The organism is Pseudomonas sp. S1(2024), from assembly GCF_046557535.1.
This window is the reverse complement of sequence record NZ_JBKGFP010000073.1, coordinates 13282-29327: the sequence shown is the minus strand read 5'-3', so window position 1 is coordinate 29327 and position 16046 is coordinate 13282. Positions and strand designations below refer to the sequence as shown.

The 16046-nt window shown below is 66.0% G+C and carries 12 protein-coding genes; 10 read left to right on the top strand and 2 right to left on the bottom strand.

Features of this window, described 5'->3' with window-relative positions:
- Window positions 1–3 precede the first annotated feature (3 nt).
- The 9 genes from ACLCGK_RS20720 (at window position 4) to ACLCGK_RS20680 (ending at window position 12110) form a co-directional block, all read left to right on the top strand.
- Complete coding sequence (locus ACLCGK_RS20720; RefSeq protein ID WP_410952793.1) at window positions 4–2121, top strand: acetate--CoA ligase family protein; 2118 nt, start codon at window positions 4–6, stop codon at window positions 2119–2121.
- Window positions 2114–3721 (top strand): 5-guanidino-2-oxopentanoate decarboxylase, encoded by a 1608-nt coding sequence (locus ACLCGK_RS20715; RefSeq protein WP_061551683.1) that lies wholly within the window; start codon window positions 2114–2116, stop codon window positions 3719–3721. The genes ACLCGK_RS20720 and ACLCGK_RS20715 overlap by 8 nt, the downstream gene beginning before the upstream one ends.
- 34 nt (window positions 3722–3755) lie before the next feature.
- Window positions 3756–4985, top strand: coding sequence for an alanine racemase (gene alr, locus ACLCGK_RS20710; RefSeq protein ID WP_013973076.1), 1230 nt, complete (start codon window positions 3756–3758; stop codon window positions 4983–4985).
- Window positions 4986–5008: 23 nt separating this feature from the next.
- The gene (locus tag ACLCGK_RS20705) at window positions 5009–6199 is read left to right on the top strand and encodes a pyridoxal phosphate-dependent aminotransferase (RefSeq protein ID WP_410952792.1); all 1191 of its coding nucleotides are present in this window, start codon (window positions 5009–5011) and stop codon (window positions 6197–6199) included.
- Complete coding sequence (locus ACLCGK_RS20700) at window positions 6192–7607, top strand: aldehyde dehydrogenase family protein (RefSeq protein ID WP_410952791.1); 1416 nt, start codon at window positions 6192–6194, stop codon at window positions 7605–7607. Before ACLCGK_RS20705 ends, ACLCGK_RS20700 begins: the two co-directional genes overlap by 8 nt.
- A gap of 43 nt (window positions 7608–7650) precedes the next feature.
- The gene (locus ACLCGK_RS20695) at window positions 7651–8352 is read left to right on the top strand and encodes an NAD(P)H-dependent oxidoreductase (protein ID WP_015270763.1); all 702 of its coding nucleotides are present in this window, start codon (window positions 7651–7653) and stop codon (window positions 8350–8352) included.
- Between the two features lie 320 nt (window positions 8353–8672).
- Complete coding sequence (locus ACLCGK_RS20690; RefSeq protein WP_015270762.1) at window positions 8673–9776, top strand: polyamine ABC transporter substrate-binding protein; 1104 nt, start codon at window positions 8673–8675, stop codon at window positions 9774–9776.
- Window positions 9777–9810: 34 nt separating this feature from the next.
- Window positions 9811–11223 (top strand): aminotransferase, encoded by a 1413-nt coding sequence (locus ACLCGK_RS20685; protein WP_410952790.1) that lies wholly within the window; start codon window positions 9811–9813, stop codon window positions 11221–11223.
- A gap of 53 nt (window positions 11224–11276) precedes the next feature.
- Entirely contained in the window at window positions 11277–12110 is an 834-nt protein-coding gene (locus ACLCGK_RS20680) for a helix-turn-helix domain-containing protein (protein WP_410952789.1), read from the top strand.
- Window positions 12111–12265: 155 nt separating this feature from the next.
- Here the strand turns inward: ACLCGK_RS20680 and ACLCGK_RS20675 are convergent, their stop codons facing one another.
- Both ACLCGK_RS20675 and catR read right to left on the bottom strand, forming a co-directional pair.
- Window positions 12266–13600, bottom strand: a complete 1335-nt coding sequence (locus tag ACLCGK_RS20675) for a D-serine ammonia-lyase (protein ID WP_410952788.1) — start codon at window positions 13598–13600, stop codon at window positions 12266–12268.
- A gap of 203 nt (window positions 13601–13803) precedes the next feature.
- Entirely contained in the window at window positions 13804–14676 is an 873-nt protein-coding gene (gene catR, locus ACLCGK_RS20670; RefSeq protein ID WP_397461170.1) for an HTH-type transcriptional regulator CatR, read from the bottom strand.
- 135 nt (window positions 14677–14811) lie between these two features.
- On the opposite strand from catR, the gene ACLCGK_RS20665 reads away from it, so the two are divergent.
- Entirely contained in the window at window positions 14812–15933 is a 1122-nt protein-coding gene (locus ACLCGK_RS20665; RefSeq protein WP_410952787.1) for a muconate cycloisomerase family protein, read from the top strand.
- Window positions 15934–16046 lie beyond the last annotated feature (113 nt).

Sequence of the window (16046 nt, the reverse complement as noted above, 5' to 3'; positions counted from 1 at the left end):
CCCATGTCGCATTCGATTCGTGACAACCTCAAGCGCCTGCTGGCACCCCGGCACCTGGCCTTCGTCGGCGGGCGCAGCATGGCACGGGCGCTCAAGCGCTGCGCCGAAGGTGGCTTTGGTGGCGAGCTGTGGCTGGTCAACCCGCAGCATGACAGCCTCGAAGGCATTCCCTGTGTGGCACGGGTGGCCGACTTGCCCCATGCCCCGGATGCGGTGTTCATCGCCACCAACCGCGAGCTGACCTTGCAGTGTGTTGCCGAGCTGGCCGCACGCGGCGCCGGTGGCGCCATCTGCTATGCCTCGGGCTTTGCCGAAAGCGGCGAAGAGGGCCGCCAGCTGCAGCAGCGCCTGCTCACCGCCGCCGGCAACATGGCCTTGCTCGGCCCCAACTGCTACGGCCTGCTCGACTACCTGCACGGCGCTGCCCTGTGGCCGGTGGCCCATGGTGGCCAGCAGGTGGAGAAGGGCGTGGCGATCCTCACCCAGAGCGGCAACTTCGCCTACAACCTGTCGATGAGCGACCGCTCGCTGCCGGTGGCCTACATGGCCTCGGTCGGCAACCAGGCGCAACTGGGCGTGGCCGAGCTGATGGACGTGCTGCTCGACGACCAACGGGTAACCGCCATCGGCCTGCACCTGGAAGGCCTGAAGAACGTGCCGGGCTTCGCCCGTGCCGCCTGCAAGGCATTGCAGCAGGGCACGCCGATCATTGCGTTGAAGACCGGCGTGTCGCAGATCGGCGCCGAACTGGCGCTCAGCCACACCAGCTCGCTGTCCGGCTCCGATGCCTTGTACGACAGCCTGTTCCAGCGCCTGGGCGTGATCCGCGTCAGTGGCCCGGTGAGCTTCGTTGAAACCCTCAAGGCCGCCGCCTGTGGGCGCCTACCGGTGAATGGCGAGCTGATCGCCCTGGCCTGCTCGGGTGGCGATGCCGGTTTGATCGCCGACTATGCCGAGCGCAACCAGCTGGTCCTGCCGAAGCTCGCACAAGGGCAGGTGACGCAGTTGGCCGAGGTGCTGCCGGCCTATGCCAACCTGGTCAACCCGCTGGACTTCACCACGGCCATCTGGGGTGATGCAGCGGCCTTGCAACGCATGCTCGACAGCACCCTGAGCGGCGCAGCCGACACGGCCATGCTGGTGCTGGACTACCCGGCGGCGTTCACCGGCGAACGCAAGGAATGCGACCTGCTGTTGGCGCTGTACTGCGATGCATTGGAACGCCACGGCAAGATCGGCTTCGTCACCTCGGCATTCCCGGAGCTGTTGCCCGCCTGCGCGCGCGAGCGTTTGCACGCGCGTGGCATCGCCGCCCTGCAGGGTGTGGAGGATGGCCTGGCAGCCTGGGGGCGCATCGTCGCCTACCAGCGCAACCGCCAGCGGCTGCTGGAACAGGGTGAGGCCACGCGGGTGCCGCTGTGCCCGCAGGCCCTTGGCGGCGAGAGCCACCTGCTGGACGAATGGCAATCCAAACAAGCCCTGCGTGCCTTCGGCCTGCCGGTACCGGCTGGGGTGCTGAGCACACCCGAGCGCGCCGTGGCAGATGCCGCCCGCGTCGGCTACCCGCTGGTATTGAAGGCGGTCAGCGCGCAACTGCCGCACAAGACCGAGGCCGGTGCAGTGGCGCTGAACCTGCGCGATGCCGCCGCCCTCGAGGTTGCGCTGGTGCAGATGCGCCAGCGCATCGCCGCCTACGCCCCGCAGGTAGCGTTCGAACAGGTGCTGCTCGAACCGATGGCCGAGCCGCCGCTGGCCGAACTGATCGTCGGCATCAAGCGCGAGCACGACTTCGCCCTGGCCCTGGTGATCGGTGCCGGTGGCGTGCTGGTCGAGCTGCTCAAGGACAGCGTCAGCCTGTTGCTGCCGACCACCGACGATGCCATCCGCAGCGCGCTGCTCGGCCTACGCAGTGCCAGCCTGCTGCAAGGCTTCCGTGGCCGCCCGGCCGCCGACCTCGATGCACTGGTTGCGGCTATCCGCGCGGTGGCCGACTACGCCTGCGAGAACGCCGGGCAACTGCTGGAGCTGGATGTGAACCCATTGATGGTCGGTGCCCACGGCACCACCGCGGTCGACGCGCTGATCCGCCTCGGCCAGGCGCAAGGAGAACGACATGAATAAGCACACCCCGACCGCCGGCCAGGCGTTGGTGCGCCTGCTGGCCAACTACGGCGTGGAGACGGTATTCGGCATCCCCGGCGTGCACACCCTGGAGCTGTACCGCGGCCTGCCGGGCAGCGGCATCCGCCATGTGCTGACCCGCCACGAGCAGGGCGCCGGCTTCATGGCCGACGGCTATGCACGGGTAAGCGGCAAACCGGGGGTGTGCTTCGTCATCACCGGCCCGGGCGTGACCAATGCCGCCACCGCCATCGGCCAGGCCTACGCCGACTCCATCCCGATGCTGGTGATTTCCAGCGTCAACCACACTGCCAGCCTGGGCAAGGGCTGGGGCTGCCTGCACGAAACCCAGGACCAGCGCGCCATGACCGCGCCAATTACCGCGTTCTCCGCCGTGGCCCTGCGCGGCGACGACCTGCCCGAGCTGATCGCTCGTGCCTGGGCCGTGTTCGACAGCGAACGGCCGCGCCCGGTGCACATCTCGGTGCCGCTGGACGTACTGGCCGCGCCGGTCAGCCGTGACTGGAGCAATGAGGTAGTGCGCCGCCCCGTGCGCGGCCAGCCTTGCCGCGACATCCTCGACCAGGCCGCCATGAAACTGGCCGCCGCCAAGCGCCCGATGATCATTGCCGGTGGTGGGGCATTGCACGCGGCCGAACAGCTGCAGCAGTTGAGCACTCGGCTGGCAGCGCCATTGTTCACCAGCGTGGCCGGCAAGGGCCTGCTGCCAGCGGACGCGCCACTGAATGCCGGCGCCAGCCTGTGCGTCGAGCCCGGCTGGCAGCTGATCAGCCAGGCCGACGTGGTGCTGGCAGTGGGTACCGAAATGGCCGACACCGACTTCTGGCGCGAGCGCCTGCCGATCAGCGGCGAGCTGCTGCGCGTGGACATCGACCCGCGCAAGTTCAACGACTTCTACCCCTGTGCCATCGCCCTGCACGGTGATGCCCGGCAAACCCTGGCCGGCCTGCTCGAGCACCTGCCAGCGCTGGACCGTGACCCGGCCCAGGCCAGCGAAGCCGTGGCCAACCTGCGCCAGGCCATTCGCAGCGGGCATGCGCCACTGCAGGCCGTGCACCAGGCGATTCTCGACCGCATTGCCGCCGTGCTGCCCGACGATGCCTTCGTCAGCAGCGACATGACCCAGTTGGCCTACACCGGCAACTACGCCTTCGCCAGCCGGGCGCCGCGCAGCTGGCTGCACCCCACCGGCTACGGCACCCTTGGCTATGGCCTGCCGGCTGGCATCGGCGGCATGTTCGCCAGCGACCATCGCCCAGGCCTGGTGCTGGTGGGCGACGGCGGCTTCCTCTACACCGCCCAGGAGCTGGCCACGGCAGTCGAAGAACTGGACCGGCCACTGGTCGTGCTGTTATGGAACAATGACGCCCTCGGCCAGATCCGCGACGACATGCTCGGCCTGGACATCGAGCCGGTCGGTGTACTGCCACGCAACCCGGACTTCATCGGCCTGGCCCGCGCTTTCGGTTGCGCGGTGCGCCAGCCGCGTGACCTGGACGCGTTGCAGGCCGATCTGGCCAGCGGTTTCGCCACCCCCGGCGTCACCTTCATCGAACTCAAACACACCTGCGTCTGCTAAGCGGCAGACACCACTAACAACAAGAGAAATCACCATGCAATTTAGCCGTACCCTCCTGGCTGCATCCCTCGCTCTGCTGATCACTGGCCAGGCCCCGCTGTACGCCGCACCGCCCCTGTCGATGGACAACGGCACCACCGCCCTGACCGCGCAGAACAGCAACGCCTGGGTCGAAATCAGTGCCGGCGCACTGCAACACAACATCCGTACCTTGCAGGCCGAGTTGGGCGGCAAGTCCAAGCTGTGCGCCGTGCTCAAGGCCGACGCCTATGGCCACGGTATCGGCCTGGTGATGCCGTCGATCATCGCCCAGGGCGTGCCCTGCGTGGCGGTGGCCAGCAACGAGGAGGCACGCGTGGTCCGCGCCAGTGGCTTCACCGGGCAACTGGTGCGGGTACGCCTGGCCAGCCTCGGCGAAGTGGAAGATGCCTTGCAGTACGACATGGAAGAGCTGGTTGGCAGCGCCGAGTTCGCCCGCCAGCTCGATGCCATCGCCGAACGCCACGGCAAGACCCTGCGCATTCACATGGCGCTCAATTCCAGCGGCATGAGCCGCAACGGCGTGGAAATGACCACCTGGTCCGGCCGGGGTGAAGCGCTGCAGATCACTGACCAGAAGCACCTCCAGCTGGTCGCGCTGATGACTCACTTCGCCGTGGAAGACAAGGACGATGTGCGCAAAGGCCTGGCAGCGTTCAACGAACAGACCGACTGGCTGATCAAGCACGCGAAGCTTGATCGCAGCAAGCTCACCCTGCATGCCGCCAACTCCTTCGCTACGCTGGAAGTGCCGGAAGCGCACCTGGACATGGTGCGTACCGGTGGCGCGCTGTTCGGCGACACCGTGCCGACGCGCACCGAATACCAACGTGTCATGCAGTTCAAGTCGCACGTGGCGGCGGTGCACAGCTACCCGGCAGGCAACACCGTCGGCTACGACCGCACCTTCACCCTGGCGCGTGATTCGCGCCTGGCCAACATCACCGTGGGTTACTCCGATGGCTACCGCCGGGTGTTCACCAACAAGGGCCATGTGCTGATCAACGGCCACCGAGTGCCAGTGGTGGGCAAGGTGTCGATGAACACCTTGATGGTCGATGTCACCGACTTCCCCGATGTGAAGGGGGGCAACGAAGTGGTGCTGTTCGGCAAACAGGCCGGGGGGGAGATCACCCAGGCCGAGATAGAAGAAATCAACGGCGCGTTGCTCGCCGACCTCTACACCGTATGGGGCAGTTCCAACCCGAAGATTCTGGTCGACTGAACTGCCAATGAAGGGAGATTGCCATGCGCTACGCCAAGCTCACTCAACACATCGCCGGCGACGGGGCTGCGGCCTGGGACATCCACTATCGCGCCCTGGCGCTGCAGGCCGAGGGTAGGGATATCCTGCTGCTTTCGGTGGGTGACCCGGACTTCGACACCCCCGCGCCGATCGTCGAGGCGGCCATCGACAGCCTGCGTTCGGGCCACACCCATTACGCCGATGTGCGCGGCAAGCTGGCGCTGCGCCAGGCCATCGCCAACCGCCACCGCCAGCGCAGCGGCCAGGCCGTCGATGCCGACCAGGTGACGGTGCTGGCGGGGGCCCAGTGCGCGCTGTACTGCGTGGCCCAGTGCGTGCTCGACCCGGGTGACGAGGTAATTGTCGCCGAGCCCATGTACGTGACCTACGAGGCGGTGTTCGGGGCTTGTGGCGCCAAGGTGGTACCGGTGCCGGTCAAACCGGAGAACGGCTTTCGCGTGTGCCCGCGTGACGTGGCCGCGCGCATCACCCCGCGCACCCGCGCCCTGGCCCTGAACAGCCCGCACAACCCCTCGGGGGCGAGCCTGCCGCGCGCCACCTGGGAGGCGCTGGCCGAGCTGTGCATCGCTCACGATCTGTGGTTGATCTCTGACGAGGTGTATAGCGAGCTGTTGTACGACGGCGAGCATGTCAGCCCTGGCAGCCTGCCGGGCATGGCCGAGCGCACCGCCACCCTCAACAGCCTGTCGAAGTCGCATGCCATGACCGGTTGGCGGGTGGGCTGGGTGGTCGGTTCGACCGAGCTTGCCACCCATCTGGAAAACCTCGCCCTGTGCATGCTGTACGGTTCGCCGGACTTCATCCAGGACGCCGCCGTGGTGGCACTGGAGCAGCAGCTGCCGGAACTGGATGTCATGCGCGAAGCCTATCGCCAGCGTCGCGACCTGGTGTGCGAGCAGTTGGCCGACTGCCCGGGCATCAAGGTGCTCAAGCCCGATGGCGGCATGTTCGTGATGGTCGATATACGCGAGACCGGCCTCAGCGCCCAGGCCTTCGCCGATCGCCTGCTCGACAGCCAGGGTGTGTCGGTGCTCGCTGGCGAAGCCTTCGGCCCCAGCGCTGCCGGGCATATCCGCCTGGGCCTGGTATTGGGTGACGAGGCCTTGGCCGACGCTTGCCGGCGCATCGCCCGCTGCGCCGCCGCACTGATGCAGGGGCAGGCCAATGCGTGAATATGCGCGGCTGTACATCGACGGCGCCTGGCAGGTACCGAGCGGGCAGGGCATGGCCGAGGTGATCGACCCGGCCACCGAACAGGCCATCGGCCGGGTGCCGCTGGGCGCCGAGGCCGATGTCGAACGGGCGGTCATGGCCGCGCGACGGGCCTTCGATGGCTGGTCGCGCACGCCGTCCAGCGTACGTGCCGGTTATATAACGGCGCTGGCTGCACAGCTGAAAAGCCGCGCGGCGGAAATGGCCTCGGTCATCACCGACGAGTTGGGCATGCCGGTGCAGTGGTGCCAGGCGGTACAGGTGGAGGGCCCGATTGCCGGGCTGGAGCAGTACGCCGAACTGGCCGGGCTGATGGATGAGGTGCGCGAAGTCGGCAACTCGCTGGTGTACCGCGAAGCCGTTGGCGTGTGCGCGTTCATCAACCCGTGGAACTACCCGCTGCACCAGATGATCGGCAAGCTGGCGCCGGCCCTGGCCGCCGGCTGCACGGTGGTGGTCAAGCCCAGCCAGGAAACACCGCTGCATGCATTCCTGCTGGCCGAGATGATCGAGGCCATCGGCCTGCCGGCCGGGGTGTTCAACCTGGTCAGCGGGCCGGGGGCCAAGGTTGGCGAGGCCCTGGCCCGGCACCCGCAGGTGGACATGGTGTCGTTTACCGGCTCCACCGGCGCCGAGGTGCGCGTGGCCCAGGCGGCCGCGCCGACGGTGAAGCGGGTGTGCCTGGAGCTGGGCGGCAAGTCGCCGCTGCTGATCACCGCCGACGCCGACCTGCACGCGGCGGTGCGCCATGGCGTGCAGGACGTGATGATCAACTCGGGGCAGACCTGCACGGCCCTGACCCGCATGCTGCTGCCGGCCAGCCGCTACGCCGAGGCGCTGGAGATTGCCGAGGCCGAGACCCGTTCGCTGGTCATGGGCGACCCGCGTGACCCGGCCAGCTTCCTCGGGCCGATGTGTTCGGCAGGCCAGCGGCGCACCGTGCTCGACTACATTCGCCTGGGCCAGGAAGAGGGCGCGCGCCTGCTGTGCGGCGGTGATATGCCGGCCGGCTTCGAGCGCGGCTTCTACGTGGCGCCGACCTTGTTCGCCGATGTCGACAACCGCATGCGCATCGCCCAGGAGGAAATCTTCGGCCCGGTGCTGTGCCTGATCCCCTATGCCGACGAGGCCCAGGCGCTGGCCCTGGCCAACGATTCGCCGTTCGGCCTGTCCAGCGCGGTGTGGGCCGGCAGCCGCGAGCACGGCCTGGCCCTGGCGCGGCAGATACGCGCCGGGCAGTGCTTCATCAACGGTGGCGGGTTCAACTACCAGGCACCGTTCGGTGGCTACAAGCAGTCGGGCAATGGGCGCGAGTGGGGCGAGGAGGGCCTGGCGGAGTTCGTCGAGGTGAAAGCGGTGCAGTGCTGAGCCACAGCTGGAAGACAACCTGTTTTGTGTGAGGAGAATGTTTGTGAATGTACTGATCGTCCACGCTCACCCCGAGCCGCAATCGTTCACTGCTGCCCTGCGTGACCAGGCCGTGGAAACCTTCCGTGCCCAGGGCCACCAGGTGCAGGTCAGCGACCTGTACGCCATGGGCTGGAACCCGGTGGCCAGTGCCGATGACTTCAGCCAGCGCGAGAACCCCGAGTACCTGGTGTATGCCCTGGAGCAGCGCCAGGGGGTGAAGCGTGGTGCCATTGCCGCGGATATCCGGCAGGAGCTGGACAAGCTGCTGTGGGCCGACTTGCTGGTGCTGAACTTCCCGATCTTCTGGTTCTCGGCGCCGGCCATGCTCAAGGGCTGGATCGACCGCGTGCTGGTGTCGGGGGTGTGCTATGGCGGCAAGCGCTTCTACGACCAGGGCGGTTTGGCGGGCAAGAAAGCGCTGGTGACCGTGACCCTGGGCGGGCGTGAGCACATGTTTGGCGACGGGGCGATTCATGGGCCGCTGGAAGACATGCTGCGGCCGATCTTGCGCGGCACGCTGGCCTACGTGGGGTTCGAGGTGTTACCGCCGTTCGTGGCCTGGCATGTGCCGTACATCAGTGACGAGGCGCGGCAGGCGTTCTTGCAGCAGTACCGGCAGCGCCTGGAGCAGCTCTCGGACGACCAGCCACTGGTGTTCCCGCGCCTGGAGCAGTTTGATGAGGCGCTTTACCCGCTGGCGTGATTGACTGTTCTGGCCCAATCGCCGGCAAAAAAAGCGACCACCCACACATTCGGGGTATGTCCCCCTTCGGCAAATCCCTCGATAGTGACTGTTCTGTCCCACCCACAGACAACCCATCCCCCACAGGAAACCCACAGGGCTTCAGGACTGTGGAGGACCTGTGGGAGCTGGCTTGCCGGCGATTGGGCATGTGGCCTTCATACAAAATTCACCGGCAAAAAAAGCGACCACCCACACATTCGGGGTATGTCCCCCTTCGGCAAATCCCTCGATAGTGCCCCCATCGGCTCGATCCCGAGCACTCACACGATGGAGTTGCCATGCGCAAGGTACTGAAGGTGATTGGCGGTCTGCTGCTGGCGTCTGGCGCCAGCCTGGCCCAGGCGGCAGAGGTGGACAGCGGTAACACGTTGCGGTTGTACAACTGGACCGACTATATCGGCGAAACCACCCTGGCCGATTTCGAGAAGGCCACCGGCATCAAGGTCATCTACGACACCTTCGACGGCTACGAAACGGTGCAGACCAAACTGCTCACCGGCCGCTCCGGCTACGACCTGGTCATGCTCAACGCTTCCCTGGTCCCCCCGCTGATCAGCGCCGGGGTGTTCCAGGCGCTGGACAAGCGGCAACTGCCCAGTTGGCACAACCTCGACCAGCAGGTGGTGAACAACCTGCAAGGCTACGACCCCGGCCTGAAATACTCGGCGCCCTATACCTGGGGCAGCTCGGGGGTAACCTACAACGTCGACAAGATCACCGCGCGCATGCCCGATGCCCCCATCGGCTCGCTGGCCATGCTGTTCGACCCCAGGATCGTCTCGCGGTTCGCCGACTGTGGCGTCACCCTGATGGACGCGCCGACCGAAGTCATCCCGCTGGCCCTGCAGTACCTGGGCAAGGACCCACGCAGCGCATCACCGGCCGACCTCAAGGCGGCCGAACAACTGCTGCTGGGCATTCGCCCGTACATTCGCAAGTTCGATTCGGTCAACTACCTCACCAGTCTGCCCAACGGCGATGTCTGCCTGGCCCTGACCTGGTCCGGCGACTACGCCACCGCCCAGGCCCGCGCGGTGGAAGCGAAGAAGGACATCAAGCTGTCGTTCTTCATCCCCCAGGAAGGCTCGCTGATCTGGTTCGACAACCTGTACATCCCCAAGGATGCGCCGCACGCGGCCAATGCCCACCGCTTCATCGAGTTCCTGCTGCAGCCGCAGACCATGGCCAAGGTCACCGACTACATCCACTACGCCAACAGTAACGCCGCCGCCACGGCGCTGGTGCGCGACGAGATCCGCCAGGACCCGGCCATCTACCCCGACGCGCAAACCCGCGAGCGCCTGTTCGCGCAGAAAACCCAGAGCCCGAAGGACATGCGCGCCATCACCCGGGTCTGGAGCACGGTCAAGACCGGTTTCTGAACACTGCCCAACGATCACTGCCAAGGAGCTGCCCATGGCCACCCCAAGCAAAGCATTCGCCATTGCCCACGACCCGCTGGTGGAAGCCGACAAGGCCCACTACATGCACGGCTACCACGTGTTCGACGAGCACCGCGAGCAAGGCGCGCTGAACATCGTTGCCGGCGAGGGCGCCTACATCCGCGATACCCACGGCAACCGCTTCCTCGATGCCGTCGGCGGCATGTGGTGCACCAACATTGGCCTGGGCCGCGAGGAAATGGCCCTGGCCATTGCCGACCAGGTACGCCAACTGGCCTATTCCAACCCGTTCTCCGACATGGCCAACGGCGTGGCCATCGAGCTGTGCCAGAAGCTTGCGCAGCTGGCGCCGGGTGACCTGAACCATGTGTTCCTCACCACTGGCGGCTCGACCGCGGTCGACACTGCCTACCGGCTGATCCAGTACTACCAGAACTGCCGTGGCAAGCCGCACAAGAAGCACATCATCGCCCGCTACAACGCTTACCACGGCTCCACCACGCTGACCATGTCGCTCGGCAACAAGGCCGCTGACCGGGTGCCGGAGTTCGATTATCACCACGACCTGATCCACCATGTGTCCAACCCCAACCCGTACCGCGCCCCGCACGACATGGACGAGGCCGAGTTCCTCGACTTCCTGGTGGCCGAGTTCGAGGACAAGATTCTCTCGCTGGGGGCCGACAACGTGGCGGCGTTCTTCGCCGAGCCGATCATGGGCTCGGGCGGGGTGATCATTCCGCCCACGGGCTACTTCCAGCGCATGTGGCAGCTGTGCCAGACCTACGACATCCTGTTCGTCGCCGACGAAGTGGTGACCTCGTTCGGGCGCCTGGGCACCTTCTTCGCCAGCGAGGAACTGTTCGGCGTAACCCCCGACATCATCACTACCGCCAAGGGCCTGACCTCGGCCTACCTGCCGCTGGGGGCGTGCATCTTCTCCGAGCGCATCTGGCAGGTGATCGCCGAGCCGGGCAAGGGCCGCTGCTTCACCCACGGCTTCACCTACAGTGGCCACCCGGTGTGCTGCACCGCGGCGCTGAAGAACATCGAGATCATCGAGCGCGAGCATTTGCTGGAGCACGTCAAGGACGTTGGCGGCTACCTGGAGCAGCGCCTGCAAAGCCTGCGCGAGCTGCCGCTGGTGGGGGATGTGCGCTGCATGAAGCTGATGGCCTGTGTCGAGTTCGTTGCCGACAAGGCCAGCAAGGCGCTGTTTGCGGACGAGGTGAACATTGGCGAACGCATCCACAGCAAGGCCCAGGCGAAAGGCCTGCTGGTGCGGCCGATCATGCACCTGAACGTGATGTCGCCGCCGTTGATCGTCACCCATGCGCAAGTGGACGAGATTGTCGAAACCCTGCGCCAGTGCATCATCGAAACCGCGCGCGAACTCACGGCGCTTGGCCTGTACCAGGGCCGATGAACCTGGCGCAAAGGGCTGTGCGCGGGCGTGCCTGGCAGGCTAGACTGCCGGGCATGACCCAGGCCTCTCCCGACACTCCGCTTACCCTTTCACTGGGCGCGCTGCAGCAATGGCATGCGGCGCTGCAGCGCGCACTGGCCCACAGCGAAACGCCCGAGGCGCTGGCGCATGTGGCGGCCGCCATCGGCCAGTTGGTGCAGGTGGAATCGATGATGATCAGCCTCGAGTGCCAGGGGCGGGCACCGCAATTGCTGTACCAGCAAGGCATCCCCGACCTGCACCGCGCCGCCGTGCTGGAGCGCTACTTCGCTGCCGGCTACCTGCTCGACCCGTTCTGCCTGGCCGTGCAGAGCGGCCTGGCCGAGGGCTTTTACCACCTGCAGGAAATCGCCCCGGACAACTTCTTCGACAGCGACTACTACAAGGCCTATTACCTGGGGACCGGTTGCAGTGAAGACAGCTACTACATCGTCGACCTCAGCGCTGGCCGCAAGTTGTCGCTGAGCCTGTTCCAGGGCTGCAGCGGTACGCGGCTGAGTACGGGGCAGATCGACCTGCTGCGTGCGCTGGAGCCGATGGTACACGAGCTGCTGGGGCGCTACGCCCGGCACCATCTGGAGCCCGGCCCCGCTTCGGCGGAGCGTGGTAGCCTGCAGGCGGCGTTCGACAGTTTCGGCTGCCAGGTGCTGACCGACCGTGAGCGGGAGGTGGCGCACATGATCTTGCGTGGGCATTCGGTGAAGTCCACCGCGCTGGAGCTGGGCATCTCGCCGGAAACCGTACGCATGCACCGCAAGAACCTGTACCTGAAGCTGGAGATCAACTCGCAGTCGGAGTTGTTTGCGCGGTTTATCGACTGGCTGCACGGTGATTGCCTGGAAATCTAGAGGCTAACGCGGTCCTCTGTGGGAGCGGGCGTGCCCGCGAACACGGGCGAAGCCCGTGCCATCCCCCGCGTCGCCTGCTTCGCGGGCATGCCCGCTCCCACAGGTAAAGTGGGAACTGAAAGCCAGCTCAGTACCTATGGGAGCTCCAGAAATCCTCAGCCCCTCCCTTTGGCCAGATAGGCCGCAAACTCCGCCTCCGGCACCATGCTGCCACCGGTCCCCCAGACCAAATGCGTGGCCCTTTGCATGCGACCGGCCGACAGGCCCATGCGCGCCAGGTACTCAGGCGCTCCAAGCACCCTGACCATGCCCGGCATCCCCGCCAGCGCCGAAGGCTCCAGCCGCGCATTCTCCTGGTCATGGGCCAATACCAACAGCCGGTACAGCGCCTCGTCGCTGACTGTGTAATAGCCATCGAGCAAACGCTGCATCGCCTTGCCGACAAAGCCGGAAGGGCGGCCCACCGCCAGGCCGTCGGCGGCGGTCAGGTTGTCGATGCCGAAATCCTGCACGCTGGTGGCGTCATGCAAACCGCTATACACCCCCAGGAACATGCACGGTGAGTGGGTGGGCTCGGCGAAGATGCAGTGCACATGGTCGCCCCAGATCAGTTTCAGGCCGAACGCCACGCCACCGGGGCCACCGCCGACCCCACAGGGCAGGTAGACGAACAAGGGGTGCTCGGCATCTACCTTGATGCCCGCGGCTTCGAACTGGGCAGCCAGCCGCTCGGCCGCCACTGCATAGCCGAGGAACAGGTGTGGCGAGTTCTCGTCGTCGACGAAGTAGCAGCCCGGGTCCGCCGCCGCCTGCTGGCGCCCTTGCTCCACCGCCACGCTGTAGTCGCTTTCGTACTCGACCACGTTCACGCCATGGGCGCGCAGCTTGTCCTTCTTCCACTGGCGGGCATCGGCCGACATGTGCACGGTGGCCTGGAAGCCAAGCCTGGCGCTCATGATGCCGATCGACAGGCCGAGGTTGCCGGTCGAGCCGACCGCAACCTTGTACTGGCTGAAGAATTGCCGGGCCTGGTCGCTGGCCAGTTCCCGGTAATCGCTGTCGATGCTGATCAGGCCGGCTGCCAGGGCAAGGTCTTCGGCATGCTTGAGCACTTCATGAATACCGCCGCGGGCCTTGATCGAGCCAGAGATCGGTAGCTCGCTGTCGGCCTTGAGCCAAAGTGAACCGCTGGCAGGCAGGCCCGCTGCCTGCAGCAAGGTGGCGTGCAGGGTGGGCAGCGGGCGCAGTGGCGACTCGATGATGCCGCCGGTGGCAGCGGTATCCGGGAACACGCTGGCCAGGTAGGGGGCAAAGCGTGCCAGGCGGGCACTGGCAGCACTGACATCGGCGGCGCTCAAACCGACGTCGGCCAGGGCCTGGGCGGCCGGGGCAATGTGCGGGTTGAACCAACGGGTTTCGCGCAGGGCCACCAGGTCTTCGATCAGGGGGTGGGAGCTGCACCATGCTTGCAGTGTCTTGCCGTGAATCATGCTGGTTTTTCCTGTTGGTTGGTGATGACCGGGGGGGCGATATCAGGCCGTTCCTGCGGATTGGCGGGAACCCTGTGGGAGCGGGCGTGCCCGCGAAACAGGCGATACGGTAGCTGGCACGGGCTTCGCCCGTGTTCGCGGGCACGCCCGCTCCCACAGGGTCCGCGCAAGCTTCAGGCTGTTGATCCTGCAGGAGCGCGCCCTCATTCGGCCTGTTGTGCAATCAATGTCAGGCAGCGCTGCACGATCGGGCTCACATCGCCCTTGCGTCGGCTGAGGATGATCGGGCTGACGGCGCCGCTGTCGAGCAGGCTTACATATTCGATATCGGTGCGGTGCTGCTGTTGCACCGACGCCGGCACCAGGGTCACGCCCACGCCGACGGCCACCAGACCGATGGCGGTCTGCAGTTCGTTGGCCCATTGGCTGACGCGGATGCTCATGCCGTGGTGGGCGAACAGTGCCAGCACATGGTCGGCATAGCTGGGCCGCGGGTTGGCCGGGTAGAGGATGAACGCCTCGCCAGCCAGCTGGGCAAGTGTAAGCGGGCTGCTCGCCAGCGGGTGACCCTTGGGCAATACCGCCACCAGCGGGTCCTCGCACAGCACTTGCTGGTGAATGGCCGGGTCATCGATGCGAATGCGCCCGAAGGCGATGTCGATGCGCCCGCTTTTCAGCGCCTCCACCTGCTGCAGCGTGGTCATCTCGTTGAGGCCCAGTTCCAGCTCGCTGTCCTGGCGCAGCTCGCGGATCAGCTCCGGCAGCACCTTGTACAGGGTCGACGGGGCGAAGCCGATCCCCAGCCACTGGCGCTGGCCCTGGCCGATGCGACGGGTGTTGTCGCTGATGTTCTGCAGCTGCTGCAGCACGGTACAGCTCTGTTCGTAGAAGAAGCGACCCGCCTCCGTCAGCCGCAGCGGGCGCTCGCGCACTACCAGCAAGGTACCGAGCTGGTCCTCGAGTTGGCTGATCTGCCGGCTCAGCGGCGGCTGGGCAATGTGCAGCAGCTCGGCGGCGCGAGTGAAGTTCAGGGTTTCGGCCAGGACCTTGAAGTAACGCAAGTGGCGCAGCTCCATCAGACCTCCAGGGTATGGTGGGAGATTCATTCGATATTGGACGGCTATCAGGGTCTCGCGCAATCCTTGAACAAGCAAGTAAATGCACCACTCGGGCCTGCGGCTGGCAGCCCGAAACAACGGGACCTGGCAACAATGACAAGCGTGCTGATTGAACGTATCGAGGCAATTATCGTCGACCTGCCGACCATTCGCCCGCACAAGCTGGCGATGCACACCATGCAGCAGCAGACCCTTGTGGTATTGCGTGTTCGCTGCAGTGATGGCGTGGAAGGCATCGGCGAGGCCACCACCATCGGCGGCCTGGCCTATGGCTACGAAAGCCCGGAGGGCATCAAGGCCAACATCGATGCGCACCTGGCGCCGGCGCTGGTTGGCTTGCCGGCTGACAACATCAACGCCGCCATGCTCAAGCTGGACAAGCTGGCCAAAGGCAATACCTTTGCCAAGTCGGGTATCGAAAGCGCCTTGCTCGATGCCCAGGGCAAACGCCTGGGCCTGCCGGTCAGCGAACTGCTGGGTGGCCGCGTGCGCGACAGCCTGGAAGTGGCCTGGACCTTGGCCAGCGGCGATACCGCCCGCGACATCGCCGAAGCCCAGCACATGCTGGAGATTCGTCGGCATCGGGTGTTCAAGCTGAAGATCGGCGCCAACCCGTTGGCCCAGGACCTCAAGCACGTGGTGGCGATCAAGCGCGAGCTGGGCGACAGCGCCAGCGTGCGGGTCGACGTCAACCAGTACTGGGACGAATCCCAGGCCATCCGTGCCTGCCAGGTGCTTGGCGAAAACGGCATCGACCTGATCGAGCAACCGATTTCGCGTATCAACCGCAGCGGCCAGGTGCGCCTGAACCAGCGCAGCCCGGCACCGATCATGGCCGACGAGTCGATCGAAAGCGTCGAGGACGCCTTCAGCCTGGCTGCCGACGGCGCGGCCAGCATCTTCGCCCTGAAAATAGCCAAGAACGGCGGCCCGCGTGCCGTACTGCGTACCGCGCAAATCGCCGAGGCTGCCGGCATCGCCTTGTATGGCGGGACCATGCTCGAAGGCTCGATCGGCACCCTGGCTTCGGCTCATGCCTTCCTGACCCTGCGCCAGCTCACCTGGGGCACCGAGCTGTTCGGGCCGCTGCTGCTGACCGAAGAAATCGTCAACGAGCCGCCACAATACCGCGACTTCCAGCTGCACATTCCACGTACCCCAGGCCTGGGCCTGAACCTGGACGAACAGCGCCTGGCGCGCTTCGCCCGCCGCTGAGTCACGCTGACTGAAAGAACACACAACCTTCTAAAAGTTGGCGCGATCCCTGTGGGAGCGGCTTTAGACGCGAAGCAGGCGACGCGGTGGATGGCACGGGCTTCGCCCGTGTT